At 42.0% G+C, this 25,978-nt stretch carries 25 protein-coding genes and 6 tRNA genes; 27 read left to right on the forward strand and 4 right to left on the reverse strand.

The annotated features are described in order from the left end of the window. Window positions 1-9: 9 nt before the first annotated feature. From E4U82_RS04560 to E4U82_RS04595, 8 genes are all read left to right on the forward strand, one after another. Window positions 10-813, forward strand: coding sequence for a pyruvate, water dikinase regulatory protein (locus E4U82_RS04560; RefSeq protein ID WP_135108891.1), 804 nt, complete (start codon window positions 10-12; stop codon window positions 811-813). 602 nt (window positions 814-1,415) lie between these two features. Then, window positions 1,416-3,230 carry a DNA primase gene (gene dnaG / locus E4U82_RS04565; RefSeq protein WP_135108892.1) on the forward strand — a complete coding sequence of 605 codons (1,815 nt, stop codon included), beginning with the start codon at window positions 1,416-1,418 and terminating at the stop codon, window positions 3,228-3,230. A 24-nt stretch (window positions 3,231-3,254) separates the two neighbouring features. Continuing rightward, window positions 3,255-4,376, forward strand: coding sequence for an RNA polymerase sigma factor RpoD (gene rpoD / locus E4U82_RS04570; RefSeq protein ID WP_135108893.1), 1,122 nt, complete (start codon window positions 3,255-3,257; stop codon window positions 4,374-4,376). Window positions 4,377-4,647: 271 nt separating this feature from the next. Beyond that, complete coding sequence (locus tag E4U82_RS04575) at window positions 4,648-5,067, forward strand: c-type cytochrome (protein ID WP_135108894.1); 420 nt, start codon at window positions 4,648-4,650, stop codon at window positions 5,065-5,067. Between the two features lie 108 nt (window positions 5,068-5,175). Further along, the gene (locus E4U82_RS04580) at window positions 5,176-5,889 is read left to right on the forward strand and encodes a tRNA (adenine(22)-N(1))-methyltransferase (protein WP_135108895.1); all 714 of its coding nucleotides are present in this window, start codon (window positions 5,176-5,178) and stop codon (window positions 5,887-5,889) included. Beyond that, window positions 5,870-6,985: a Nif3-like dinuclear metal center hexameric protein gene (locus tag E4U82_RS04585; RefSeq protein WP_135108896.1), complete on the forward strand. Its 1,116-nt coding sequence runs from the start codon at window positions 5,870-5,872 to the stop codon at window positions 6,983-6,985. Before E4U82_RS04580 ends, E4U82_RS04585 begins: the two co-directional genes overlap by 20 nt. Before the next feature lie 182 nt (window positions 6,986-7,167). Further along, the gene (locus E4U82_RS04590) at window positions 7,168-8,481 is read left to right on the forward strand and encodes a DEAD/DEAH box helicase (RefSeq protein WP_135108897.1); all 1,314 of its coding nucleotides are present in this window, start codon (window positions 7,168-7,170) and stop codon (window positions 8,479-8,481) included. A 15-nt stretch (window positions 8,482-8,496) separates the two neighbouring features. Continuing rightward, complete coding sequence (locus E4U82_RS04595; protein ID WP_135108898.1) at window positions 8,497-9,390, forward strand: deoxyribonuclease IV; 894 nt, start codon at window positions 8,497-8,499, stop codon at window positions 9,388-9,390. Window positions 9,391-9,521: 131 nt separating this feature from the next. Here the strand turns inward: E4U82_RS04595 and E4U82_RS04600 are convergent, their stop codons facing one another. Continuing rightward, complete coding sequence (locus E4U82_RS04600; RefSeq protein ID WP_135108899.1) at window positions 9,522-9,806, reverse strand: DUF2624 domain-containing protein; 285 nt, start codon at window positions 9,804-9,806, stop codon at window positions 9,522-9,524. Window positions 9,807-9,970: 164 nt separating this feature from the next. Here E4U82_RS04600 and E4U82_RS04605 point away from each other — a divergent pair, with 164 nt between their 5' ends. Next, the gene (locus E4U82_RS04605; protein WP_135108900.1) at window positions 9,971-10,381 is read left to right on the forward strand and encodes an MATE family efflux transporter; all 411 of its coding nucleotides are present in this window, start codon (window positions 9,971-9,973) and stop codon (window positions 10,379-10,381) included. Window positions 10,382-10,484: 103 nt separating this feature from the next. Here the strand turns inward: E4U82_RS04605 and E4U82_RS04610 are convergent, their stop codons facing one another. After that, window positions 10,485-10,817, reverse strand: coding sequence for a hypothetical protein (locus E4U82_RS04610; protein WP_135108901.1), 333 nt, complete (start codon window positions 10,815-10,817; stop codon window positions 10,485-10,487). Window positions 10,818-10,894: 77 nt separating this feature from the next. On the opposite strand from E4U82_RS04610, the gene E4U82_RS04615 reads away from it, so the two are divergent. The 16 genes from E4U82_RS04615 (at window position 10,895) to phoU (ending at window position 23,891) form a co-directional block, all read left to right on the forward strand. Then, the gene (locus tag E4U82_RS04615; RefSeq protein WP_135108902.1) at window positions 10,895-11,554 is read left to right on the forward strand and encodes an NfeD family protein; all 660 of its coding nucleotides are present in this window, start codon (window positions 10,895-10,897) and stop codon (window positions 11,552-11,554) included. 181 nt (window positions 11,555-11,735) lie between these two features. After that, a complete protein-coding gene (locus tag E4U82_RS04620; protein WP_135108903.1) occupies window positions 11,736-13,361 on the forward strand; it encodes a Na/Pi cotransporter family protein in 1,626 nt (541 codons plus the stop codon). 348 nt (window positions 13,362-13,709) lie between these two features. Further along, window positions 13,710-13,784: transfer RNA gene (locus E4U82_RS04625), tRNA-Asn, on the forward strand. Window positions 13,785-13,787: 3 nt separating this feature from the next. Beyond that, window positions 13,788-13,864: transfer RNA gene (locus E4U82_RS04630), tRNA-Met, on the forward strand. Between the two features lie 17 nt (window positions 13,865-13,881). Further along, a tRNA-His gene (locus E4U82_RS04635) sits at window positions 13,882-13,954 on the forward strand. Window positions 13,955-14,002: 48 nt separating this feature from the next. After that, window positions 14,003-14,079 (forward strand) — tRNA-Ile (locus tag E4U82_RS04640). Between the two features lie 10 nt (window positions 14,080-14,089). Further along, a tRNA-Ser gene (locus E4U82_RS04645) sits at window positions 14,090-14,182 on the forward strand. A gap of 291 nt (window positions 14,183-14,473) precedes the next feature. Next, a tRNA-Phe gene (locus tag E4U82_RS04650) sits at window positions 14,474-14,546 on the forward strand. A 278-nt stretch (window positions 14,547-14,824) separates the two neighbouring features. After that, window positions 14,825-15,436, forward strand: coding sequence for a superoxide dismutase (locus tag E4U82_RS04655; RefSeq protein ID WP_135108904.1), 612 nt, complete (start codon window positions 14,825-14,827; stop codon window positions 15,434-15,436). A 182-nt stretch (window positions 15,437-15,618) separates the two neighbouring features. Next, window positions 15,619-16,890 (forward strand): MFS transporter, encoded by a 1,272-nt coding sequence (locus tag E4U82_RS04660; RefSeq protein WP_135108905.1) that lies wholly within the window; start codon window positions 15,619-15,621, stop codon window positions 16,888-16,890. Between the two features lie 70 nt (window positions 16,891-16,960). Next, a complete protein-coding gene (locus tag E4U82_RS04665; RefSeq protein ID WP_135108906.1) occupies window positions 16,961-19,030 on the forward strand; it encodes a peptidoglycan D,D-transpeptidase FtsI family protein in 2,070 nt (689 codons plus the stop codon). Between the two features lie 309 nt (window positions 19,031-19,339). Continuing rightward, window positions 19,340-20,323: a PstS family phosphate ABC transporter substrate-binding protein gene (locus E4U82_RS04670; RefSeq protein ID WP_135108907.1), complete on the forward strand. Its 984-nt coding sequence runs from the start codon at window positions 19,340-19,342 to the stop codon at window positions 20,321-20,323. 247 nt (window positions 20,324-20,570) lie between these two features. After that, window positions 20,571-21,497, forward strand: coding sequence for a phosphate ABC transporter permease subunit PstC (gene pstC / locus E4U82_RS04675; RefSeq protein ID WP_209300534.1), 927 nt, complete (start codon window positions 20,571-20,573; stop codon window positions 21,495-21,497). Window position 21,498: 1 nt separating this feature from the next. Further along, window positions 21,499-22,377: a phosphate ABC transporter permease PstA gene (gene pstA / locus E4U82_RS04680; RefSeq protein ID WP_135108909.1), complete on the forward strand. Its 879-nt coding sequence runs from the start codon at window positions 21,499-21,501 to the stop codon at window positions 22,375-22,377. A gap of 15 nt (window positions 22,378-22,392) precedes the next feature. Beyond that, the gene (gene pstB, locus E4U82_RS04685; protein ID WP_135108910.1) at window positions 22,393-23,214 is read left to right on the forward strand and encodes a phosphate ABC transporter ATP-binding protein PstB; all 822 of its coding nucleotides are present in this window, start codon (window positions 22,393-22,395) and stop codon (window positions 23,212-23,214) included. A gap of 20 nt (window positions 23,215-23,234) precedes the next feature. Continuing rightward, a complete protein-coding gene (gene phoU, locus E4U82_RS04690; protein WP_135108911.1) occupies window positions 23,235-23,891 on the forward strand; it encodes a phosphate signaling complex protein PhoU in 657 nt (218 codons plus the stop codon). A 196-nt stretch (window positions 23,892-24,087) separates the two neighbouring features. Here the strand turns inward: phoU and E4U82_RS04695 are convergent, their stop codons facing one another. After that, window positions 24,088-24,633 carry an endolytic transglycosylase MltG gene (locus tag E4U82_RS04695; protein WP_135108912.1) on the reverse strand — a complete coding sequence of 182 codons (546 nt, stop codon included), beginning with the start codon at window positions 24,631-24,633 and terminating at the stop codon, window positions 24,088-24,090. 9 nt (window positions 24,634-24,642) lie between these two features. Further along, window positions 24,643-24,876, reverse strand: coding sequence for a hypothetical protein (locus E4U82_RS04700; RefSeq protein ID WP_135108913.1), 234 nt, complete (start codon window positions 24,874-24,876; stop codon window positions 24,643-24,645). A 182-nt stretch (window positions 24,877-25,058) separates the two neighbouring features. Here E4U82_RS04700 and rpmG point away from each other — a divergent pair, with 182 nt between their 5' ends. Both rpmG and E4U82_RS04710 read left to right on the forward strand, forming a co-directional pair. Beyond that, window positions 25,059-25,208 (forward strand): 50S ribosomal protein L33, encoded by a 150-nt coding sequence (rpmG, locus tag E4U82_RS04705; RefSeq protein ID WP_135108914.1) that lies wholly within the window; start codon window positions 25,059-25,061, stop codon window positions 25,206-25,208. Between the two features lie 89 nt (window positions 25,209-25,297). Beyond that, window positions 25,298-25,855 (forward strand): 5-formyltetrahydrofolate cyclo-ligase, encoded by a 558-nt coding sequence (locus E4U82_RS04710; RefSeq protein ID WP_209300535.1) that lies wholly within the window; start codon window positions 25,298-25,300, stop codon window positions 25,853-25,855. Window positions 25,856-25,978 lie beyond the last annotated feature (123 nt).

A 25,978-nucleotide genomic window follows, 5' to 3' on the forward strand; every position in this document is an offset into this window, starting at 1 on the left:
CGCATATCCATGCAAGATAAACCACTTGTTTACGTTCTCTCCGATTCGGTGGGTGAAACGGCGGAATTAGTTATCAAAGCGGGATTAAGTCAATTCAATAATGGCGAATATCAAATACAGCGGATTCCGTATGTAGAAGATACTAAGACGATTGATGAGGCATTACAACAGGTGAGAGAAAAACAGGGGATTGTCGGTTTTACTTTAGTAGACCCCGGGCTGCGTTCCTATTTAAATAAACAAGCCTATGACATGAACATCGAGGCAATCGATATAATGGGGCCTATGATGGATGCGATGAAACGCTCTTTTGAAAGTGACCCCCGTTTAGAGCCTGGACTGGTCCATCAATTGGATGAAGACTATTTTAAGCGTGTGGAAGCAATTGAATTTGCCGTCAAATATGATGATGGCAGAGACCCGCGCGGAATCGCACGTGCTGACATCATCCTGATTGGCGTTTCCCGGACATCCAAGACACCATTATCGCAATATTTGGCCCATAAGCGGTTGAAGGTTGCCAATGTTCCAATTGTGCCGGAAGTTGAACCGCCTGAAGAACTTTTTGACATGAACCCCGACAAGTGTATTGGTTTGCGAATAAGTCCAGCGAAATTAAATGACATTCGAAAAGAACGGCTCAAGGCACTCGGGCTGGGCGACCAGGCAACTTATGCAAATATGGAACGGATTAACCAGGAATTGCAATATTTTGATGAAGTTGTCGGAAAAATTGGATGCCAAGTTGTCGACGTATCCCATAAGGCAGTCGAAGAAACCGCCAATACAATCATGCGCAAGATCAAAGGCTAAAGAATCAGCTATGCTGTCAGCGCTTTTGTCACCCGCTTCGTGAAGGGATAGATGAATGGAATCATGTGGATAAGACATCATGATAGTGAAATGAAAACATTCTGCGCGACAGCGGGGTGTTTTTCTGATTTTAAGTGATTTACCTATACAGCCCTAAAGAATGATGGATATCAGTTTTGAGTACGGTCTTACCAGCCAAAGAAGAGGCATAAAAAAGAATTGAATTTTATGATGGCGTTTTGAGCAATTTTGTATTATAATTAATTTTTGTGTCAAAATATACGAACCATCGATGGGTACGAGCAAAGTATATTCTGAAAAATAAAATATCGCGATTTAAGAAGGAATAATGAATCATGGTGTAGAATACAAGTATGTAAGAATCTATGAGCAAAGTACGTTTATACAAGCCCTTCAAGAGGTACAATAATACGGTGACCTGAAATTCTTCCAGTGTTAGTCCGAAAAAGACAACATGATTTTGGACATGCCATGCAGACTTTGCAGGAATGGAAGAAATTTTTTACGACATGGACAAAAAGTTTGTCGAATGATGAAGGATTTTCTTTATGACTATCGAATAAAAAGGCATGGTGGTAAATATGCCTGAACAGGTATCTGAAGATGTTATTGAGGAAGTGCGCAAGACGAATGATATAGTCGATGTCATTGGCGAATATATACAACTGAAAAAACAAGGACGGAATTATTTTGGTCTTTGTCCATTCCATGGTGAGAAAACACCATCGTTTTCCGTAGCTCAGGAAAAACAAATTTTTCATTGTTTTGGGTGCGGAAAAGGCGGAAACGTTTTGACATTCATCATGGAAATGGAACAGTATTCATTTTATGAAGCCTTAAGATTTCTTGCCGACAGAAGTGGTGTGCATTTGCCTGAGCTCGCTCAGCAGCAGACATCGTCCATTTCATTGGAAAATCAGAATTTGCTCGATGCTTCCGGGTGGGTCACCAAGCTTTACCATCATCTGCTCAGGTATACAAAAGACGGAAAAGAAGGTTATCAATACTTTCACGACCGCGGTATAACAGATGACACAATCGATGTGTTCCAACTGGGTTTTGCCCCGAATGTAAAAGACTTTACGGCAGAGTTTCTGCAAAAAAAAGGGTTTCATCAGCAGATACTTGTTAAGGCCGGGCTATTGTCATTAAACGAGGATAATACGATAACAGACAGGTTCCGTGGCAGGGTGATGTTTCCAATCCGCAATCACCTTGGAAAAACGATTGCCTTCGGGGGCAGAACCATTTCAGATCAGGAGCCTAAGTATTTAAACAGTCCTGAAAGTGATTTGTTTCAGAAAGGGAGAATTCTTTACAATTTTGATTTGGCTAAAAAACACATCCGTAAACAAAGTGAGGCCGTTTTATTTGAAGGCTATATGGATGTCATATCCGCTTATCAAGCCGGTGTGAAGAATGCTGTTGCCACGCTTGGGACATCGTTGACGGAATCGCAGGCAAGGCTGTTAAGACGGTATGTCGATACAGTCATTATCTGTTATGATGCTGATAAACCAGGAACTGACGCTGCGTATAAAGCAGCCGGGATGCTGCAAAAGGCAGGCTGTGAGGTCAAAATAGGCAATATGCGTGAGGATATGGATCCCGATGACTTTATAAAAGAATTCGGGGCTGAAGCCTTTCAACATCAGGTTATCAAATCGAGTCTGACCTTCACAAGTTTTTACATGAGGTATTTGAAAAAAAACTATAATCTTAGTCTTGAAGGAGATCGCATACACTATATAGAAAAATTATTGGAACATCTCGCAACGATTGAAAGCTCTGTCGAACGGGAATATTATTTAAAAGAGGTTAGTGATTCATATAATGTATCAATGGATTCATTAATACAGGAAATTCAGGCTAACCGTGAAAAGATGGCACTTGTTGAGGATAAGAAAAATAAGAACAGATATACTAATAAAACATCTGTTCATCATCATATAAAAAAACTACTGCCGGCGTTTCATAACGCAGAACGTCAGCTTCTTGCATATATGTTGCAAGATGCGGCTATTACTGATAGTGTGCAGGAGGAAATAGGTGTGTCCTTTAATATTGAAGAGCATAAAGTTGTTGCGACGCATTTATATGCCTTTTATGAAGAACATCAACAAGCTGATGTCAGTATGTTCGTAGAGATGCTGACAGATGACAGACTGAAACAATTGGTCACAGACATTGCGATGATTCCTGTGCATGACCATATACAAAGAGAGGAAATGAATGATTTAATACGCGTGATTCGCGCTGAAAACAGTAATAAGAAGGACATTCAGTCATTAAAAGAGGAACAAAAACTGGCTGAGCAGCAAAACGACCCGATCAAGGCAGCCGAAATAGCCATGCAAATCATTGAGCTTCAAAAGCAATGGAAAAGTATAAACTGACTGTAGTTGGAAGGAGGGGGACTCATGGCCGAAAATAAGCCTTCACAAACAAAAGAAAATAACAGTGAACTGACACTCGAACAGGCAAAAGACCAGCTGCTTGAAATAGGTAAGAAGCGCGGGACACTGGCTTATGAAGAAATTGCTGACCGTCTGTCGGCGTTTTCAATGGAATCCGAACAGATGGATGAGTTTTATGAGTACCTGACAGAGCAAGGTGTGGAAGTCATCGGGGATTCCGAGGAAGATCCCAAGATGCAGGAGATTGCAAAAGAAGAGGAATTCGATCTGAATGACCTTAGTGTGCCGCTTGGTATCAAGATAAATGATCCTGTCCGCATGTATTTAAAGGAAATTGGCAGGGTGGATTTGTTATCAGCCGCTGAGGAAATTGAACTGGCCACACGGATTGAGAATGGTGATGAAGAAGCGAAAAAACGACTTTCAGAGGCGAATCTGCGTCTGGTTGTCAGTATTGCCAAGCGTTATGTCGGTCGGGGAATGTTGTTTCTTGATTTGATTCAGGAAGGGAACATGGGCTTAATTAAAGCTGTCGAAAAATTTGACTACCGGAAAGGCTTTAAATTTAGTACGTATGCTACATGGTGGATACGTCAGGCCATCACACGGGCAATAGCAGATCAGGCTCGAACGATCAGGATACCGGTTCATATGGTTGAAACGATCAACAAGCTTATTCGTGTCCAGCGGCAATTGCTGCAGGATTTGGGCAGAGAGCCAACCCCTGAAGAAATCGGAAAAGAAATGGAACTTTCACCTGACAAAGTCCGTGAAATTTTAAAAATAGCTCAAGAACCCGTTTCGCTGGAAACACCGATCGGTGAAGAAGATGATTCACACTTGGGTGATTTCATCGAAGACCAAGAGGCTGTGTCGCCTTCTGACCATGCTTCGTACGAATTGCTTAAAGAGCAACTGGAAGACGTTTTGGATACCCTTACCGACCGCGAAGAAAATGTGTTGCGTCTGCGCTTTGGTCTTGATGACGGCAGGACAAGAACGTTGGAGGAAGTCGGGAAAGTATTCGGCGTTACCAGGGAAAGGATCCGCCAGATTGAAGCAAAAGCGTTGCGGAAACTGAGACACCCCAGCCGAAGCAAACGACTGAAAGATTTTTTGGAATAACGTATTTCAGTCATTGAACACAATTTTTTGGTGTGCAATGACTGCTGTACATAGTTTAGTGCAAGGCCGTATCAATTGTGAGTATGCACATTTTAAAATCGGAAGATGAAACAGTGAACCATAAATCGAGTCGAGAGCATCAAAGGCCTTATTATGCATTGTTCTATAAAATGTCACATCTTTTTCCTTTAATCTAAACTGTTTTTCGAGTAAACTGTATACAGGTATGCTATTAACTTCAGTGAAGGAATATACATAAGGAGGAACTACGATGGGTAAAAATGCGGTCATACCTTACGCTTTAATTGCTGGTATAGGGATACTATTAGTAATTGTTGTATCATTTGTTGGTTTAAATCAGCAGAAAGCTATTCAAGAAGAAGAAAACGGCGGGGAGCAAAGTGAACAGCAGGAAGGTGACTCCGGCGGCGGGGAATCTGGAGGTGAATCCGACGGCGGAGAAACGGCCGCAAACGGTGAAGAGGTCTTCCAGAATAACTGTGCGCAATGTCATGGGCAAGACTTGTCGGGCGGTGCCGGGCCAGCTCTGGACGCTGTCGGAGGCAAGTATTCAAAAGACGAAATTAAGCAAATTATAGCAGATGGGTTTCCTGATGCCGGAATGCCTCCCGGACTGATCCAGGGCGAAGATGCGGATGCTGTAGCGCAATGGCTTTCTGAGCAGAAGTAACAAAGATATGAACAACGATAACGCTAAAGAGTAAGCTTACTGGACAGACAGCAGGCTTACTCTTTTATACTATTTTCAAGAAACACAGGAACATATAAGGGGATTGACATGAGCAACCATTTAAGACTTTCCAAACGTCTGGAAAAAGTAGCATCATTTATAACACAAGGTGTTCAATTTGCGGATATCGGTTCAGACCATGCGCATCTTCCTTGTTATGTGTGCCTGCACGATGAAGATGCATACGCGATAGCCGGTGAAGTGAACGAAGGACCTTTCCGAAGTGCACGGGAAAACATCAGCCGTCATGGTTTATCTGATCGGGTAGATGTGCGGCTCGGAGATGGGTTGCAGGTTTTGCAGAATGGAGAAGTTGCATTAATTGTCATAGCAGGAATGGGAGGCTCCCTGATCAAAACCATTTTAGATGAGGGGAAAGACCGCCTTAGCAATGTTGAAAAGATCATTGCACAGCCTAATATTGGTGAACACAATGTACGTCGTTGGCTCTATAGCCATGGCTATGAGGTTACGAACGAGGTGATGGTTGCAGAGAACGGGCATATTTATGAAATAATTGTGGGGGACAAAAGAGCTGATGGACAGAAGCTGACTGAAAAGCAGCTACTGTTTGGCCCACATTTACTGAATCAAAAGCCGAAACTTTTTTACCAAAAATGGACACATGAATATGATAACCGAAAGCGGACAGTGGAACAGATGAAGAATGCTAAATCACCGGATGATAAAAAAATAGCCGCATTTACTGAAGAGTTAACGTGGATAGGGGAGGTTTTAGGCAATGACAACGATTGTTCGTAACGCGGATATCTTTAAGGCAATGGAAACATGGGCACCTAAACATTTGGCTTATGACTGGGATCATATCGGCTTGCAAATTGGTTCATTTCATCAGCCTGTCAAAAAGGTTATGGTGACACTGGATGTACTGGAATCAACCGCCGACGAAGCGATTGAAAAAAACGTGGATCTAATTATTGCGCACCACCCATTACTATTTAAATCGATGCAGCACGTCAATGTAGATACAGCAAAAGGACGCACGATCCGAAAACTCCTGCAGCATGATATTACGGTGTATGCGGCTCATACAAACCTGGATGCTGCAAATGGGGGTGTGAACGATATGCTTTGCGATAGGCTGGGTATTGGAGATCGGAAAATATTGGATGTCAGTCATACGGAAAAATTGGTTAAACTGGCTGTGTTTGTGCCAGTAACACACGCTGAACAAGTGCGGAATGCCATAAGTGAAAAAGGCGCGGGGCATATCGGGGATTATAGTCACTGCACTTTCCAGACAACCGGACAGGGGACCTTTAAGCCATTGGATGGGACGGACCCCTATATTGGCACTCATGGAAAATTAGCATTTGTTGATGAGGTTAAAATCGAAACTATTTTGCCAGCGTCAAAACTTCCCCCGGTATTGGAAGCCATGATCACCGCCCATCCATACGAAGAAGCAGCTTATGATATTTATCCGGTTGAAAACAGCGGTACAGTGTATGGTGTAGGACGGATAGGCAAGCTGGATCAAAAGCTGACACTTGAAGCATTGTGTGAACATGTTAAAACAGCACTGAATGTCCCACATGTTCGGGTTACCGGAGAATTGGCTAAAGAAGTCCAAAAAGTTGCTGTATTAGGCGGCAGTGGTGAAAAGTATATTCATAAGGCCAAACAAATGGGTGCTGATGTCTATATTACCGGTGATATGACATTCCACGCAGCTCAGGATGCAGAAGCCATGGGGTTGTCCGTGATTGACCCCGGCCACCATATTGAAACAATAATGAAAGGATACACCAAGGCGTATCTGGAAGATTGTTTTACATCTGATGCATTTGAAATCATAGTATCCAATACCAATACGGAACCATTTCAATTTATTTGATGCATAACGTGTTAAATGCGTTTATAATAAAGTAATATGGTATTCAGCGGGGTGGTTTTGTCGCTGAATGTAAGTAGAATTGATTCGGGCAAGCTGCCGTCATTCGGTGGGTTACTGTCCGTTTGAATACAGCAGTATGAGACAAAAACTAATTTTTGCACCAATTAAAGGAGTCCAGCAATATGGATAATCAATTCAGCGCGTTTCCGTTTCAGCCCGTTATGACGAATGTCATTGATCGATTAAATTTTCATGAACCAACAGCTATACAGAAGCAAGTAATACCGGCTGTATTAAAAGGAACTAGTGTTATTGGGCAATCGCACACAGGCTCCGGTAAAACACACGCATATTTATTGCCTTTATTGAACCGTATTGATGCCAATAAGCGTGAAGTTCAATGCGTGATAACCGCACCGACTCGGGAGCTGGCAACGCAAATCCATGAAAAAGTCCGTCATATGATTGATTATGCCGGCATGAATGGCACTTGGCATGCTAAATTGCTTGTTGGTGGGACAGATAAGCAAAAAATGATCGAGAAATTGAAGACGCCGCCACATATTATTGTTGGTACACCTGGACGGGTCCTTGATTTGGTAAAGGAAGAAGCTGTTTCAATTTATGCCGCATCTGCTTTTGTGATTGATGAGGCTGACCTGATGCTCGAATTGGGATTTATCCATGACGTTGATCAATTGCTTGTCCGATCAAAAAGAGATATTCAAATCCTTGCCTTCTCGGCTACAATTCCGCAGCAGCTGGAGCATTTTTACCGGAAATATCTTAAAAACCCACTGCATGTTAAAATTGATGATAAGTTGTCTCCGGAAACGCTCGAGCATCGTTTGATTCCGCTCAAACACCGGAAGGCATCCGATATTATTGTAGATATCTCGAAAATAATACAGCCTTATTTAGCTATCATTTTTGCAAACGGAAAAGAGACCGCTGATGCATTAGCTCTTACACTGCAGCAAAAAGGACTTGATGTGGGAATTATTCATGGCGGTCTGGCTCCAAGGGAGAGAAAAAGGACGCTCAAGGAGATTCAAAACCTCCGCTATCAGTATATTGTTGCCACCGATCTCGCTTCACGAGGAATCGATATTAAAGGGGTCAGCCATGTCATCAATGCCCAATTGCCGAAAGAGGAAGATTTCTATGTACACCGTGCCGGCAGAACAGCACGGGCCGGACTGGAAGGGACCGTTATCAGTTTATACGGCGAACACGATACTCCGCTGATTGAAAAATTGCAGCAAAAAGGTCTGACATTTACATTCTGGGACGTAAAAAACGGCGAATGGAAAGAAACCAAATCATGGAATGCGCGCAATCAGCGCAGAAAAACCACCAGTAATGCTGATTCTGAAGCATGGAAAAAAGTTAAAAAAACAAAGAAAGTAAAACCGGGATATAAGAAAAAGATGAAGAAACAGCAGGAAAAAAACAAGAAACAAATGATACAAAAACCAAATAAAAAACGAAAATAATGTTGGGGTGAGGATATGTTAAAAATCGGATCACATGTATCGATGAGCGGGAAAAAGATGTTACAGGGATCAAGTGAGCAAGCAGCTTCATATGATGCCAACGTCTTTATGATTTATACAGGCGCACCACAGAACACGAGACGGAAGGCAATCGAGGAATTAAATATTGAAGCCGGCAGGGAACATATGAAGGAACATGGTATCATGGATATCGTAGTCCACGCGCCGTACATTATCAATATTGGCAACACGACGAAGCCTGAAACGTTTAATTTGGGGGTCAACTTTTTACGGAATGAGATTGAGCGAACCGCGGCAATTGGAGCGAAACAAATTGTTCTCCATCCGGGTTCACATGTCGGTGCTGGTGCGGATAAAGGAATTGAGCAGATTATTGAGGGATTGGACGAAGTGCTCGATAAAGAACAGGATGTCCAGATCGCACTTGAAACGATGGCCGGAAAAGGATCGGAAATCGGGCGGACGTTTGATGAACTCGCCAGGATTTTTGACGGGGTAACCCATAATGAAAAGCTGTCTGTCTGTCTGGATACCTGCCATATTCATGACGGTGGTTACGATGTTGTCAATGACTTTGACGGTGTATTGAATCAATTTGATAAAATTATCGGAATGGACCGCTTGAAAGTTGTCCATGTCAATGACAGCAAAAATGAACAAGGCGCTCATAAAGACCGTCATGAAAATATTGGCTTTGGCCACATCGGATTTGATCCGCTTCACTATGTAATCAAGCATCCTCAATTGGAGGCATTGCCAAAAATTCTGGAAACACCTTTCGTTGGTGAGGATAAGAAAAACAAAAAGCCACCATACAAATTTGAAATTGACATGATTAAAAACGGTGAATTTGAAGCAGACTTGAAAGAAAAAATCATGAATCAGTAACGAATCAAGGAATAACGGTTTGCGCGTTATTCCTTTTTACTTCGTCAGGCTTTATTACTGACTGTTGTTCAGACACGTGTGCAGAACCGCGTCTGGTGCTTCAATCAATGCATATCCGCCGTCAAATACAATTACTTAAAATACCCCTCCAGTCCGTACGATTTAATGATTTCCTGGAATAAGGTTTGAGCCTTGTTGGATGTTTCCTGGTCAGTTATCCGTGCAAGGTCTTTAAACATTTTGTCACGATAGGCTGGATCAAATGGTTCGATTGGGTTTTGTCGTAAATATGCTGTGATTTCATTTGCCTGTTTTTTGGTGATGGAAAAATGATATTGGTGTGCATAATGAAGCAATTCATCGGGAGAGAGCTTTCTTAGTTTTTTGGTGACCAGTTGTTTAATGAATGTGGACATAAGTCTGCTCCTTAAATAAGATTATGGTGTTTCAGTATATGCCCGGATGCCGAAAAAATTATCTTGTACCTGAAAAAGCCATTCCATTAACTACCAGCTGTATAATTGTCATCCATCCATAAACTATAGACGCACCTCATTTTAAGAAAGAGAGGGTCTTGCTGATGGATGAAAATGATCGCCGTCTGGATAGTTCGGAGAATGGCCCAAAGCTGGAGGAACAACCGGACACTGATGATATGGTTGCGACCAACTTTGATGGAGACCAGTCACGCGTGGAAGACATCCAAAGTCGACGGGACGAGGAATTAGCCTCAGAAATGACTGCGGATGATATTGACGAGCCAGTTCATTCAGGTGAAGAAGATGGCGCACAGGCAACCAGTGCTTTTGGGTGGATTGCCGTGGCGTTATCCATTATCTCGTATTTTGCGATGCCGATTATTCTTGGTGGTGCAGGGATAGTAATGGGATTTGTATCAAGAAACCGTGGTGCAGAAACGCTTGGTAACACGGCTATTATTGCAGGTGCCATTTCCATTCTCATCACATTGTTTGTGCTTCCGTTTGTATAGCGAAAAAGGGCTGAATTATTCAGCCCTTTTTACGTAGCAAAACCCGCCACTGCAAATTCTTGCTTAAGCTTTCCGGGGGTGAACAAGGTGCCCCACGCTTTTCTTAGTTATATAAAGGAAAATAATAATAGGTCCCTGATTTGATATGCAATGGTTCCACATGAGGATTCAATGCTTTGAAATCCGTTTGAATTTGTGAAATATCCAATGGCCTGTTAGACTGATCATTTAATTTTTCTACAATGGATAAGACAGTATCGCCCTCATTTACCTTTACTTTAATGGCCGTTAATGTTTCCTGCTCCAGCGTACGGTTGTCCTGCTTTTGTGGGTTTGGATTGGAATTCAATGGTGTCCCTGCGGTTAAATCCTGATAGATGCTGACTAAAAATAGAACTGCAAAAATATATATAAGCAATTTTTTTATTGAATTCATACTTTTTTGCCCCCTTAAATGAAACCAAAACCGTAAAAAATCCGTATAATAAGGGTAAGGGAATGGGGGGAATGATCATGGCTATTTTTTCGATGGACTGGATCGGCTTTATTTTGACAGGTTTTGCAACATTATTTCTAATCGGTGAACTGCTTGTAAATATGCGTGGATTTTTTGGACTGCTTGGTTTGGGATTCATTACGGTCTATTTTACAGTTTACCTTGAAACCGGCTCTTTTATCATTATGCTTATTATTTATTTAGCTGGAATATTACTGATTATGGTTGATGGCAAATTAGTTAATGACGGAACGCTTGCGACTATTGGCCTTGCCTGTATGCTGCTGGCAGTTGCATTGGCCGCACCGAATTTATTTGCCGGCATGTATGCGGTCATTGGTGTGCTGATTGGCGGATTTTCATCACCGCTCTTTTTAAAAGTATTTAAGCGAAGGGATATGTGGTCCAAAATAACCCTGAAAGACCAGCTGACAAAAGAAAAAGGCTATAATTCCATGAATCAGAGTTATGAAAAATTACTTGAAGAACAAGGGGTTACGTTAAGTGATTTGCGCCCCGTCGGAACAGTTCGAATCAATAATAAGAATTACAGCGCCATTTCAAATGCGGAATGGATTTCTAAAGGGAGTGACGTTAAAGTTATTCACGTTGACGGAACAAAAATTTTGGTTGAAAAAACCGCTGAGGACCAGAGTGAAACCCATGAATCGGAATGATTCATGGGTGTTTTACAGAATGAAATTCAATGGGAAGGGCATTTATTAAAATAAGAGCAATAATGGAATGTAAATTTTATGTTAAGTTTTTGATGATATCCTTTACAAACCATTCATCGTGTATTAATAATGGAAAAGGTATGCGACAAATTTCAGCATGGTTCGAAGGGTGGAATTATTTTTGGATATCGATGTGCAGACACTGATATTTGAATTTATCGGCGGTTTGGGAATTTTCCTTTTAGGCATCAAATACATGGGGGATGGATTGCAGAAATCCGCCGGCGACAGGCTCCGGGATATACTTGACAAAACGACAAGCAATCCTTTTCTGGGTGTATTGGCCGGTATAGTTGTCACGATCCTGATTCAAAGCAGTTCTGGCACAACTGTATTAACAGTCGGTTTGGTTAACGCAGGCTTTATGACACTCAGACAGGCGATTGGTGTTATTATGGGTGCCAATGTCGGTACAACGGTAACGGCATTTATAATCGGTATTGATCTGGGAGAGTATGCATTACCGATAATAGCTGTCGGCTGTTTTCTGTTGTTTTTCTTTAAAAATCAGACCGTTCATAATATCGGACAGGCCGTTTTCGGCTTTGGTGCATTATTTTTTGGTTTGGAATTAATGAGCAGTGGCATGTCACCATTGCGTGAAGTTCAGGCATTTCAGGATCTTACCTTGAGTATGAGCGAACATTCCTTTTTAGGGGTTGTGATTGGTACCCTGTTTACGTTTGTTGTACAGAGTTCAAGTGCTACAATCGGTATTCTCCAGGGGCTGTTTTCTGAAGGCGCGATTGAACTGAAGGCAGCATTGCCTGTTTTATTCGGTGATAATATTGGTACAACCATCACAGCCGTCCTTGCGTCAATCGGCGCAACAGTAGCTGCCAAGCGTGCTGCCTATGTCCATGTTATTTTTAACCTTGCAGGAGCCTTTATTGCATTACTGCTCCTTGGATTGTTCACCCAATATGTTACGTATCTGCAATCTGTATTTGAGCTAAATCATGAAATGACCATTGCATTTGCACATGGAAGTTTTAATCTGGCAAATCTTATTCTGCAATTCCCATTTATTGGTGCTCTTGCATGGGTTGTAACGAAATTCATCCCGGGCGATGACACGGTTATCGAATATAAGCCAAAACACTTGGATCCAATTTTTATTCAGCAATCATCCACATTAGCATTGGATCAGGCAAAAGCGGAAATTATTCGTATGGGTGAATATGCTTATAAGGGACTTGAGGAAACCAATTTATATTTAACAACACAAAGTCAAAAACATTCAGATATGTCGATGCAAATTGAGGGCGCCTTAAACAATTTGGACCGTAAAATCACGGATTATTTAGTTGAGCTGTCCGGTGAATCGATGACTGAAATGGAGGGCGCCAAACACACAGTATTAATGGATTCTGTCCGCGATGTTGAACGGATAGGTGATCATTTCGAAAATATTATTGAATTAATTGATTATAAAATATCCAATAAAGTCCATTTGACAGAACAAGCTCAGGAAGATTTGAATAATATGTTTGATTTGACGATTCTGACCGTCAAACAATCCGTTAAGGCACTTGATGGTATGGATCGTGAAGAAGCACTGGCTGTCTTGCAAAAAGAGGATCAGATTGACAGGCTGGAACGCAACTACCGCAAAAAGCATATTATTCGCATGAATGAGGGACTTTGCACCGGGTCAGCAGGAATCGTGTTTGTAGATATTATCAGTAATCTTGAACGGATAGGTGATCACGCTGTTAACATTGCTGAAGCTGTACTAGGTGAATAAACCGGACATTTACGGGCAGTTCTCCCCGACTTTTTGGGATGACTGTCCGTTTTATTCCGAAGTGGAGCAAAACGTTGCTTTGTTTCGCCATTACCGATTGATTCGTTATATTTTTTTATGATTAATTGCTGGGTTTTTATTGAACACATCGTTTGAACATGCTATAGTACTTATTGTCGCTTGTATTTTTCATTACATCTGGAACATAAATTTATGAGGATAGGTTATTGACAGATTCTGTCGGACGTGGTAAATTATATTTCGTCGCTGATTAAAGTATACAGGTCTGCAGGACACGACAAGCACAATGATTCAGATTAACATACCTTGGTAGTCACTTAAGACTATTCCACAGTAGCTCAGTGGTAGAGCAATCGGCTGTTAACCGATCCGTCGCAGGTTCGAGTCCTGCCTGTGGAGCCATATGGCGGCGTAGCTCAGCTGGCGAGAGCGTACGGTTCATACCCGTGAGGTCGTGGGTTCGATCCCCTCCGCCGCTACCATAATTTCTAGTTCGACGGCGGTCGTGGCGAAGTGGTTAACGCACCGGATTGTGGCTCCGGCACTCGTGGGTTCGATCCCCACCGGTCGCCCCTCAATACTTTAATGAACTTTTTGAACCACCTCTCAAAATAGTATACGGACCCTTAGCTCAGCTGGTCAGAGCTATCGGCTCATAACCGATCGGTCGCAGGTTCGAATCCTGCAGGGTCCACCATTAAACATTCGGAGGTATACCCAAGTCCGGCTGAAGGGATCGGTCTTGAAAACCGACAGGCGGGTCAAACCGCGCGGGGGTTCGAATCCCTCTACCTCCTCCATACATATTTAATCGAAATGACATGCAACACGACGAGCACAAAACATCCATGAATAAGCTTCGAAACAAGCATAAAGAGCGATGTTTGAAAAAAGTATTAAACTCCATACGGCTCGGTAGCTCAGTCGGTAGAGCAAGCCATAGCATCACCGAAATAGCATCCAAGTGCAGGCTTGCGAGGAGTGCTGCTTCACCGAAATGACATGCAACACGACGAGCACAAAACATCCATGAATAAGCTTCGAAACAAGCATAAAGAGCGATGGTTGAATAAAGTATTAAACCTCCATACGGCTCGGTAGCTCAGTCGGTAGAGCAACGGACTGAAAATCCGTGTGTCGGCGGTTCGATTCCGTCCCGAGCCATTTTTTAAAACAAGTAAAAACGCTTGTTTTTTTATTGTCCAGGAAATTATAGTTTGAAAAAGCTGTGGATAATCCAGTTTGTACGTCGCTAAACAGATGCCCTATGCTTATGTTTGTTTAGTCACGTTTATACCTGGGAATATACAAAGTGGATTAGGATTTTTTAATGCGCACGTTGTAAAGTGCATTTAATTTGCATGTACAGGGTCGCTCTGATACCCTTGTCGTGAAGGGTGAAAATTCAATCCTTTTCAAACTATTTAAGGGAGGATATAAAAATGGCAAAATTTGAACTACCAGAACTACCATATGCTTACGATGCTTTAGAACCAACTATTGACAAAGAAACCATGAATATTCACCATACAAAGCATCACAATACTTATGTAACAAAATTGAACGCTGCGCTTGAAGGTAAGGCGGATCTTCAGGACAAGTCACTTGAGGACTTAGTAGGCAATCTTGATGCCCTACCTGAAGACATTCGTACAGCTGTCCGCAATAACGGCGGTGGACATGCCAACCATAGTCTGTTCTGGAAAGTGATGTCACCGAATGGTGGCGGCGAACCATCAGGTGAATTAGCTGATAAAATCAACAACAAATTCGGTAGCTTTGATAAATTTAAAGAAGAATTTGAAAATGCTGCCAAAGGACGCTTTGGATCTGGCTGGGCATGGTTGGTCGTCAACAATGGTGATGTGGAAATTACCGATACACCAAACCAGGATACCCCATTAATGGACGGTAAAACACCTATTTTAGGTCTTGATGTTTGGGAGCATGCTTACTATCTGAAGTATCAAAACAAACGTCCTGACTATGTTGCTGCATTCTGGAATGTCGTCAATTGGGACGAAGTAGAAAAGAATTACAACGATGCAAAATAAACTGATCTAAGAAAGGCACGGGATTCAGCTCCTGTGTCTTTTTTTCTTTGTTATTTCGGAACTTTCCACACGTGACTTAATCAGTTTTTTCCGTTTCGATGCAGGTTGCCGGGCAGTACTTTTAACTGCATATCTGACCTTAAATTGTTCACACTATGAATGAACAAAAAGGAGTAATGGATATGCATAAAAGCTTAGAATACATAGCAGGAAAAATTGATATAAGCCGAGATCTCATTTTACTGCTGGTTATTGGCGGATTATATTCCCTCAGTATATTCCTTTCCAATACGTTTGTGAACATCTACTTATGGAAGCAGGCTGGCGATTATACAACCATTGCCTTTTATAATCTGGGGATTTACTTGTTTCAGCCGATTACGTTTATACTGGCGGGCAAAATAGCTAAAAAAGTTGATCGGGTTATCGTACTTCGTTTAGGGGTAATATTTTTATCTCTATTTTTTTTAAGTGTATTGCTGATTGCCGAACAGGCCGCCACGTATAACTTCTTGCTGGGCAGCGTGCTGGGGATCGGCTTTGGTTTTTACTGGCTGGCATTCAATGTGCTCACATTCGAGATAACGGAACCGGAATCAAGGGATTTTTTTAATGGATTTCTCGGGGTGCTGCAATCATTTGCAGGGATGGTTGGACCATTGCTGGCGGGTACGATTATCGCAAGCATGCAGGAAAATGTCGGCTATAGTGTTATTTTTACGATATCGTTCATCTTGTTCATTGGCGCTGTTGTCTGCAGCTTTTTCCTGAAGCGCAGACAGGCTGAAGGGCTGTTTCATTTCAAACGTGTATTAATGGAACGCGGCCACAACAAAAATTGGAGGCGCGTCTTAAACGCGCATGTTTCACAAGGATTCCGGGAAGGCATTTTTTTATTTGTGATCACGATCTGGGTATTCATAACAACTCAAAGTGAATTTGCCTTGGGGATGTTTAACCTGGTTTTGTCAGGCTTATCATTTGTTTTGTATGTTATCGTGACAAAATGGGTTAAACCATCGTTAAGAAAAAAAGCAATCCTTATTGGTGCGTTAATCCTGTATTTTTCCGTTTACATTATTCTGTTTAATATCAGTTATACTCTGCTAATCATTTACGCCGTCCTTATCGGGATCGCCTATCCAGTCATTAATGTTCCATATGCTTCGTTGACATTTGATGTCATAGGAAAGGCATGGAAGGCGAAGGAACTCCGTGTTGAATATATTGTGGTCAGGGAATTGTTTGTTAATATCGGCAGGGTTCTGTCCATCATTATTTTTGTAGTAGCGATCACATTATTCCCAGCAGAAAAAATTATCCCATATCTGCTCGCCGTTTTTGGTCTCGGGCATCTGTTTATTTATTTCTTTGTAAAGGATATTTATCTAGGGAGTACAGGTAAAAAGGATGTCATCACAAAAGAGCCGGTAACGGATGAAAAAAATCGATAAATCCTCTTAGAATTTAGCCCTGTGAATGATATAATGTAAAGTACAATTGTTTATGCTTAGGGTGAGGAGAATGGTTTCGAAAAAAAAGAGACAGAAAAAATCACAGCTTCCTTTTCGGTTAAATATACTCTTTTTGATTGTTTTTTTATTGTTTTCGGCATTAGTCCTGCAATTGGGTGTGGTTCAGATTTTGAATGGAGAAGCATTCCAGGCCGAAATTGACCGGACCACGAACGATTACTCAGAAACGCCCGTCCCCCGCGGAAAAATGTTTGACCGCAACGGCGAGCTGATTGTCGGAAACGATGCCGGGTATTCGATCACATATACACCGGAAAAGGGGATACAAGCGGGAGAGAGGCTGGACGTTGCTGAGAGGCTGGCGGAATATGTCGATATGGATTCGGAGGAACATTTGGATGGCATTACGGAACGGAACAGACAGGAATATTGGTATCTGAATAATACCGACGAAGCTGAAAATTTGCTGTCCGATCAAGAGAAGGAAGATATGGATAATGGCGAGCAATATAATGAAATTCTTGACCGCATAGATGAGGACAAGATTGATGACTACTCGAAACAGGAACTTGAAGTTATGGCCATTAAGAAAGAAATGGATAAAGCCATGACACTGACGCCGCAAGTGATTAAAAATGAGGATGTGACACCCGAAGAATTTGCTCGTGTATCGGCACATTTAGGTGAATTGCCTGGTGTTAATGCAACAACCGATTGGAACCGCGAATATCCTTACGATGAAACATTCCGTGACTTTGCGGGTTCTATTACATCCGAGTCACAGGGCATCCCGGCGGACCAGGAAGACTATTATTTGACCAGAGGGTATAGCCGGAATGACCGGGTCGGCAACAGCGGGCTGGAAGAGCAATACGAAGGTGTTCTAAGGGGACGCAAGGAAAAGATTCAATACACGACCGATAAAAACGGTGCCATTGTGGATTCGGATATCGTCGTCGAAGGTCAGCGCGGGAAAGACCTTGTCCTGACGGTTGATATGGAATTGCAGAAAAAAGTCGATGAAGTTATCCATGACGAAATGCAATCAGCCATTCAAAACCAGCCACATGAGAACAGGAATTTGGAAAATGCCATGGCTGTTGTGATGGATCCAACTACAGGTGAAATTCTGGCTGCCAGCGGACAGCGGTATGATCATGAAAAAGGCGAATTTACCAAGACGGGTACCTCAACAATTTATAATGCCAATGCGCCTGGATCATCCGTTAAAGGTGCCACGATGCTGGCAGGCTATCAGTCAGGCGTGATCGAATTCGGACAGCAGTTTTATGATACACCTATTAAAATCAAAGATACGCCGGAAAAAAGCTCTTGGAAAAATCTTCAGTGGGTAAATGATCTTGAAGCATTGGAACAATCGTCCAACGTGTATATGTTTTATATCGCCATGCGAATGGCAGGCGAGTATAACTATGAGCCCAATAAATCAATTAATATTGATTATGCTGCATTCGACGAAATTCGCAATTATTTCGGCCAGTTTGGATTGGGTGTTTCAACTGGTGTGGATTTTCCATATGAATCAACGGGATATAAGGGATCGAATCCGGATGCTGGTAATCTTCTTGACCTGGCAATTGGCCAGTATGACACGTACACAACGCTGCAACTGGCACAATACGTATCAACGATTGCCAATGACGGCTACCGTGTGCGTCCGCATTTCATGAAAGAAATCCGCAATCCGGTTCCGCACGAAGAAGGGTTGGGTCCGGTCTATAAATCGCATAATACAGAAGTTATGAACCGGATTCAAATGAGTGACAGTGAAATTGATCGTGTGCAGGAAGGTTTCCACAGGGTATTTCAGGCCCCGGAAGGCACGGCCTCAAGTCATTTTGGCGATAAGCCATATGACGCTGCCGGAAAGACCGGGACAGCTGAATATGATGTTTATGAAGACGGTCAATTAAAGGCCTCAACGGAAAATCTGGCTCATATCGGATATGCGCCTTATGATGATCCGGAAGTCGCTTATGCACTGATTGTTCCTCACGTTGGGAAAGGTGATAACTCTGAGATTAACCACGAAATCGGAAAAGGGATTTTAGATGCTTACTTTGAATTAGAAAATGAAGATGAAGGGGAAGAAGATTAATCCTGGACGAATCAGCAGCCCGAACTCTTAACAATGGGTTTGGGCTTTTTATTTACAGACTAAACCTTCCACCGCCTTTTCGACTCCTTCTATAACTACAATCGAATCCAGTCGCTGAAAAGGGGCATGTCATTTTTTGGAAAATTGACGCCCCTTTTTGCTTTCTCAATTCGATTATAGGGGTAGAAGAACTTTACGTTATTTTTACAGTCAATTAATAGAAGGTTAATACTCATTCGTTATGATAGGAATTGCAGGAGGGGAGACGCGATCTGTTCCTGACAAACTATTATAACAGGGGGAAATCAAATGAGGTCAAAATCATTATTCACAGCACTTGCCATGTCATTCTTCATCGTATTACTGGCAGCGTGTGGCAATGCAGAGGGAAGCAGTAGTGAGGAAGATAGTAAAAATGGTGAAGAAAGCAAGGACTCGGGAAGTGAAACGACAGAAGTACTGGTTGATGGATCATCTACCGTTTTTCCAATCATGGAAGGAATCGCTGAAGAATTTCAAAAAGCAAACCCTGACGCTCGTGTAAACATCGGTGTTTCCGGAAGCGGCGGCGGTTTCGAAAAATTTTCCGCTGGTGAGACGCATCTGTCCAACGCTTCCCGTCCAATTAAAGATGAAGAAGTTCAAGCCCTTGAAGAAGCGGGAATTGAATATACTGAATTTGAAATAGCCCTTGACGGCTTATCAGTTGTCGTCAATAAAGAAAATGACTGGGTCGATCAGTTGACAGTAGATGAATTGAATAAAATGTGGTCTGCTGACAGCAATGTGGAAACATGGGCTGATGTTAGAGAAGGCTGGCCTGAAGAAAAAATTGAATTCTATAGCCCAGGGGCAGATTCCGGTACATTCGACTATTTTAGTGAAGTTGCTTTAGGTGAAGAAGGTCAAATTCGTCAGGACGCTTCCTTATCTGAAGATGACAATGTTCTTGTACAAGGTGTTACAGGCTCACCGAATGCTATCAGTTATTTTGGATATGCATACTATGCTGAAAATAAAGACGATCTGAAAGTTGTCCCGATTGTCAATGACAGTGGTGAAGCAGTCAAACCAAGTCAGGAAACAATCCAATCAGGTGATTACAATCCTTTCTCAAGACCATTGTTTGTTTATGTGAAACATGAAGCCATGCAAGATGAATCAGTTTATAATTTTGCGAAATACGCGCTGGAGAACGCAGGGAAAATGGCAGAAGCCGTTGGTTATGTCGCTAAACCTGACAGCGCATATGACGAAGCACTAAAGAAACTGGATGAAGTGGCAGACAAATGATCTTTAGGTTTAAGTGGAATACAAAAATTGAGAGGAAAGCGTGTTACAATATCTTTCTTCTCAGTTCAGTTTAAACGGCATATATAAAGGCAGTAATCCGTCAAAATACAGCGGATGAATGTCCTTGAATGCCTGATAAGTTTCACTCTTCCCCGCATGTAAAGGACAGTAACCCGCCAAAATCCGGCAGCTAACTGTCCCTAAATGCCCGATAAGTTTCACTTTATATAAAAGAGGGATGTCTAATATGGCCGTTAACGTGAAGGCAATGATGAACGAAAAAAAATCGAAACGGTCCGTGCTCACAATTACCGAAAAAGCAGCACCCATATTTTTTATGGCATGTGCCGTTGTATCGATACTCACAACGATAGGGATTGTCCTCACACTGCTGATAGAGACGCTATCATTTTTTAGTCGGGTCTCGTTTATAGATTTTGTAACGGGTACAACATGGTGGCCATTTGGAGAGAATGCAAGCTATGGCATTTTGCCGTTGATTTCAGGAACGCTGCTGATCACTGTGGTTGCTATGATTGTGGCGATCCCGATTGGACTTGCATCAGCTATTTATCTGAGTGAATTCGCCTCAGAAAAAGTGCGTAAAATTGTCAAGCCAATCCTCGAAGTGTTGGCAGGCATTCCGACAATTGTATATGGCTTCTTTGCACTCACGTTTGTGACCCCGCTCTTTCAGCTATTCATTTCGGGTTTACCAATTTTTAACGCACTGAGTCCAGGGATCATAGTAGGTGTCATGATTATTCCGATGATTGCTTCGCTTTCTGAAGAAGCCATGAGTTCTGTTCCCAACTCCATGAGGGAAGGTGCTTTGGCGACAGGGTCAACCAGACTTGAAGTAGCCTTAAAAATTGTTGTACCTGCAGCACTGTCAGGCATTATTGCGTCATTTGTGCTGGGTGTATCACGGGCTATCGGTGAAACCATGATTGTTTCGGTTGCAGCAGGGTCAACGCCTAAGTTGACTGCTGATGTAACGGAATCGATACAGACAATGACCGGGTATATCGTTCAAGTGACCCTTGGTGACGCATCCTATGGTTCGACCACTTATTACAGCATCTATGCCGTCGGGATGACCTTATTTATATTCACATTGCTGATGAATCTCCTGTCGCAATATATCTCCCGTAGATTTAAGGAGGATTATTGAAATGAACCTGATTGATAAACAGTTCGTTCAACGTAAAATGAATAGTCGGATTATCAAAAGTCAGGTCATGCGGCAGCTGTTCTTTTTGGCAACAGCATTTGGAATCGTTGTGCTGGCAGTCTTGCTCTACAAGATTTTCTCAGAAGGTATCCCTTATTTAGACTGGAATTTCCTGAGTAGTTTTGCGTCGCGTTTTCCTGAAGAAGCCGGTATAAAGGCGGCTATTGCCGGATCACTTTGGTTGATGGCTGTCACTGCTCCGATATCGTTAATATTAGGAGTAGGAACGGCTATTTATCTTGAAGAATATGCAAGAGAAAATAAATTCACACGCTTTATTCGTATGAATATATCAAATCTTGCAGGAGTACCATCCGTTGTCTTTGGGCTCCTGGGATTGACAGTTTTTGTGCGACTGATGGAAATGGGCCGGAGTGTCATAGCCGGCGGGTTGACCATGAGCTTACTGATACTGCCGATTATTGTTGTAGCAGCCCAGGAAGCGATAAGATCGATTCCCAAAAATCAATATGAAGCATCTTATGCAATGGGTGCGACAAAATGGCAGACAATCCGCCGAGTTGTCCTGCCGGCGGCGATTCCAGGCATATTGACCGGTGGTATACTGGCACTGTCCAGGGCAATCGGTGAAACAGCCCCGTTATTGATGATTGGCGCCTTATCATTTGTTGCTTACCTGCCGGAAAATATCTGGTCCAGTTTCACAGTATTACCGATTCAGATATTCAATTGGACCGGCAGACCTCAGGAAGAATTCCATCTGGTCGCTTCAGCGGGTATTATTGTACTGCTGGTGGCGCTATTGCTGATGAATTCGATTGCTGTATTGATACGAAATAAATTTTCGAAACGTTATTAATGGGAGGTTTATAGTATGGCAACTGCAACAAAGACTCAACAAGCACCCATTCTCAACACAAATGAACCTGATAAAGAGGAGACCAAAACGATTTATTCCATTGAGGATTTCAATCTTTGGTATGGAAACGATCAAGCGCTTTATGAGGTACAAATGGATATCCCTGAAAATAGGGTAACGGCGATTATTGGCCCGTCAGGCTGTGGAAAATCGACATTTATCAAATCACTGAACCGCATGGTAGAGTTGGTGCCCTCCGTTAAAATGAGCGGAAAGATTCAATATAAGGAAAAAGACATTTTTGATCCTAAATACAAAGTGGAAGATTTGAGGACTGACGTTGGAATGGTTTTTCAGAATCCCAATCCCTTCCCGAAATCAATTTATGAAAATGTTGTATATGGTCCCAAAACACATGGGATCAAAAAGAAATCCATCCTTAATGAAATTGTTGAAAAAAGTCTTCGCGGTGCAGCATTATGGGATGAGGTGAAAGATCGCCTGAATGAGAATGCGTTTGGTTTATCGGGCGGACAACAACAAAGGCTTTGTATTGCCAGATGTTTGGCAATTGAACCCGATGTGATTCTGATGGATGAACCGACATCTGCTCTGGATCCTATTTCGACTAGTAAGATTGAGGAACTTGTCCAGACTTTGAAAAAAGATTACAGTATTGCGATTGTGACACATAACATGCAGCAAGCTGCTCGAATTTCGGATAAGACAGCTTTTTTTCTGAACGGTGAAGTGATTGAATACAATAACACCGACAATCTTTTTTCGAACCCTGATGATAGGCGTACAGAAGACTATATTACCGGCCGGTTCGGCTGACCTTATAAAGGAGGATACTGATGGCGGGAAGAGAGCAATTTGAGACAGACTTGACTCACATGAAAGAAGCTATCATCGCACTGTCGAAATCGGCAGAGGATGCCTTGTACAAAGCAATTGATGCATTGTTTAATCAAGATTTGGACTTGGCGAATAACGTTATAAGTCATGACAATCTTATCGATGAGCAGGAGCACACGATTAATGACCAGACGATATTGCTGATGGCCAAACAGCAGCCTGTTGCAACAGATCTGCGCAGGCTTGTCATATCGCTGCAAATCACAGCGGATATCGAACGTATGGCTGATAACGCCAAAAACATTGCAAAATCAACACTTCATCTGGGTGAGGATCATCGGCTGATCATTCACCCGCGGATCAAGGAAATGCGGGATATGGCCATGAATATGAATCAAACAGCAATAAAGGCGTTCCAATATGAGGATATTTCCATTGCCGGTAAATTATCAGATATGGATAATGAAGTCGATCGATTATATGAAACAATCATTCATGATATTTTAAATGAAACGGCCACCAATCCTGAAAAAATCCAGTACGTCATGCAAATGGCATTCAGCGCTCGCTACATTGAACGATTCGCCGATCATATTACCAACATTGGTGAGAGTATCTTATACCTCGTAAAGGGTAAATCGTATAAATTAAATTAATCCGTAAAAAACGAATGATCATTCGTTTTTTTAGTTTAAAGTTGGAATGGTATTAACCATCGGCCTGGAAAAATACGTCGCTAATTGAAACATCTATCACTATAAAATAAAAATCCGAACAGATTCTAAATTTCTCAAAGGAATTTCAATCATCGTTCGGATTTTTATGTTGATGCTATACTCTTGTCTTAGTCCCTTAGTTTGTAAGGGTTTCGGCAATTTCGTTATGGTCCATGTCACTTGATAATTCAAATTCGCCCAGCTGGACCAATTCACTGTAGCCTTCATCTTCTAAATATGTTGTGAACGCATCCGCATCGTCGATAATATCATTTTCTTCCAATGTTTGACTGATTTCAGATGGCGCGACTCCTGATTCCACCGTAAGTTTGTATGTGGTGGCTTTATCTTCATCTGCTTCTGAACTGTTTTCCTGTTCATTCGTGTTTCCACTATCTTCATCTGTCTCCGTTTCATCTGATGCAGTTTGCTGCTGTTCTTCATTATCTCCGTTGTCACTGTCGGTATTTTCTCCTGTATTTCCCTCCGACTCTACGGAAACAGAAATATATTCCGACTCTGTTAACACATGGTAACCTTCTGACTCAACAATTTCGATCAAATCCTCTGTTGGTATATCGTCAGCCTCCGTTTGGGAATCACCGGCAACATAAAATACACCAAGCAGGATGATGCCTGCAGCTAGCAGGCCAAATGCAAATGAACGAATGATTTGTTTCATAATGCTCCCCTATCTTTCTGTATAATGATCGGTAGTATGTAATGTGTCTTTGGAAAAATCGTCAGTCAACAGTTCTTCTTCCAAAACTTTTATTTTTTTCTTCATTTGATAATTTTCCTGCATAGTTGAAATCGAAAGTTGTTCCAGTTCACTTTCCAGGTCATCAAATTTATCATTCATAAAAAACGATAAAATTAGTAGCACAACAGCAAGTACGATAACGGTCACGATCGCATACAACATGTTTTTCCCCTCCATTCATGTATCACTACAGTTATAACATACATTGTCAAAAAGAGAAATGATCAAAATTTTACAGATTACCAACTTGAATATTTTCCGAACATCTGCTATTATAATTAAGGTCTGAAAAGTGATAATAACAATCTTTGAAAAACAGCCAATCATTGTTTGGAGGGATAGAAATGCGCGTGAATATTACGTTGGCCTGTACTGAATCAGGTGACCGCAACTATATTACAACAAAAAATAAGCGGACAAACCCGGAACGTTTGGAACTTATGAAATATTGTCCACGATTGAAAAAGCATACATTGCATCGTGAGACGAAATAATAAACGGAATTGGGAAAGCTCTTGCCGGCAATGGCAGGAGCTTTTCTTTCATTCAACGATTGGTTATAATGCAGTCAGGGGTTGATGAATTGGATAAAACAGAACTGCGGCGTCAAATGATTCAACAATTACAAACGTTATCAGCTGTAGAGAGAAAAAACATAGAAGAGGCGATGGCAGACAATCTGATGACATCTGACGTATGGAAACAGTCTTCAGTCATTGGTATCACCATTTCGCATGGTTTTGAATGGAACACAAAACCGCTTATCGAGACAGCCTGGCAGAATGGAAAGATCGTTTGTGTCCCTAAATGTCTCCCTGAAGAACGCAAACTGGACTTTTATCGCATCAATCATTATGACCAATTGGAAGTGGTCTATTATCGTTTACAGGAGCCCAAACCCCGTGAAACGGAACAAGTAATTAAAAATAAAATCGATCTGCTTATCGTGCCCGGCTTGCTGTTTGATAGAAAAGGCTATCGCATCGGATTTGGCGGTGGCTATTATGACCGTTTCCTGACAGATTATCCGAATGAAAAACTGTCATTGGCAGCGAATATGCAAATCGTTGACGAACTTCCGGCTGAATCATTCGACATTCCGGTGGATGACATTATTTCAGAAACAGGTTTTCTGCGCTAGCATGAGTTTACGAAATAAAGAAAGCAATAAGCTATAATTCCTGTTATATCAAGAGTTATGGCATTCCAAAGTGTATTACCCCTCAAGTTGGTACTTTTCCAACTCCAGGGTTTCCATCATTTT

The organism is Lentibacillus salicampi (genome assembly GCF_004565465.1).
Lineage (GTDB): Bacteria > Bacillota > Bacilli > Bacillales > Amphibacillaceae > Lentibacillus > Lentibacillus salicampi.

Excerpts from the sequence above, each read along its gene's own strand:
- E4U82_RS04615 (WP_135108902.1), top strand. The coding sequence starts at position 10,895 with ATGGCTATTTTTTCGATGGACTGGATCGGCTTTATTTTGACAGGTTTT.
- E4U82_RS04700 (WP_135108913.1), bottom strand. The coding sequence starts at position 24,876 with ATGTTGTATGCGATCGTGACCGTTATCGTACTTGCTGTTGTGCTACTA.
- E4U82_RS04660 (WP_135108905.1), top strand. The coding sequence starts at position 15,619 with ATGCATAAAAGCTTAGAATACATAGCAGGAAAAATTGATATAAGCCGA.
- E4U82_RS04695 (WP_135108912.1), bottom strand. The coding sequence starts at position 24,633 with ATGAAACAAATCATTCGTTCATTTGCATTTGGCCTGCTAGCTGCAGGC.
- phoU (WP_135108911.1), top strand. The coding sequence starts at position 23,235 with ATGGCGGGAAGAGAGCAATTTGAGACAGACTTGACTCACATGAAAGAA.
- pstA (WP_135108909.1), top strand. The coding sequence starts at position 21,499 with ATGAACCTGATTGATAAACAGTTCGTTCAACGTAAAATGAATAGTCGG.
- E4U82_RS04655 (WP_135108904.1), top strand. The coding sequence starts at position 14,825 with ATGGCAAAATTTGAACTACCAGAACTACCATATGCTTACGATGCTTTA.
- E4U82_RS04580 (WP_135108895.1), top strand. The coding sequence starts at position 5,176 with ATGAGCAACCATTTAAGACTTTCCAAACGTCTGGAAAAAGTAGCATCA.
- E4U82_RS04560 (WP_135108891.1), top strand. The coding sequence starts at position 10 with ATGCAAGATAAACCACTTGTTTACGTTCTCTCCGATTCGGTGGGTGAA.
- E4U82_RS04665 (WP_135108906.1), top strand. The coding sequence starts at position 16,961 with ATGGTTTCGAAAAAAAAGAGACAGAAAAAATCACAGCTTCCTTTTCGG.
- E4U82_RS04590 (WP_135108897.1), top strand. The coding sequence starts at position 7,168 with ATGGATAATCAATTCAGCGCGTTTCCGTTTCAGCCCGTTATGACGAAT.
- dnaG (WP_135108892.1), top strand. The coding sequence starts at position 1,416 with ATGCCTGAACAGGTATCTGAAGATGTTATTGAGGAAGTGCGCAAGACG.
- E4U82_RS04600 (WP_135108899.1), bottom strand. The coding sequence starts at position 9,806 with ATGTCCACATTCATTAAACAACTGGTCACCAAAAAACTAAGAAAGCTC.
- pstC (WP_209300534.1), top strand. The coding sequence starts at position 20,571 with ATGGCCGTTAACGTGAAGGCAATGATGAACGAAAAAAAATCGAAACGG.
- E4U82_RS04575 (WP_135108894.1), top strand. The coding sequence starts at position 4,648 with ATGGGTAAAAATGCGGTCATACCTTACGCTTTAATTGCTGGTATAGGG.
- E4U82_RS04670 (WP_135108907.1), top strand. The coding sequence starts at position 19,340 with ATGAGGTCAAAATCATTATTCACAGCACTTGCCATGTCATTCTTCATC.
- rpoD (WP_135108893.1), top strand. The coding sequence starts at position 3,255 with ATGGCCGAAAATAAGCCTTCACAAACAAAAGAAAATAACAGTGAACTG.
- E4U82_RS04605 (WP_135108900.1), top strand. The coding sequence starts at position 9,971 with ATGGATGAAAATGATCGCCGTCTGGATAGTTCGGAGAATGGCCCAAAG.
- E4U82_RS04585 (WP_135108896.1), top strand. The coding sequence starts at position 5,870 with ATGACAACGATTGTTCGTAACGCGGATATCTTTAAGGCAATGGAAACA.
- E4U82_RS04610 (WP_135108901.1), bottom strand. The coding sequence starts at position 10,817 with ATGAATTCAATAAAAAAATTGCTTATATATATTTTTGCAGTTCTATTT.
- rpmG (WP_135108914.1), top strand. The coding sequence starts at position 25,059 with ATGCGCGTGAATATTACGTTGGCCTGTACTGAATCAGGTGACCGCAAC.
- pstB (WP_135108910.1), top strand. The coding sequence starts at position 22,393 with ATGGCAACTGCAACAAAGACTCAACAAGCACCCATTCTCAACACAAAT.
- E4U82_RS04595 (WP_135108898.1), top strand. The coding sequence starts at position 8,497 with ATGTTAAAAATCGGATCACATGTATCGATGAGCGGGAAAAAGATGTTA.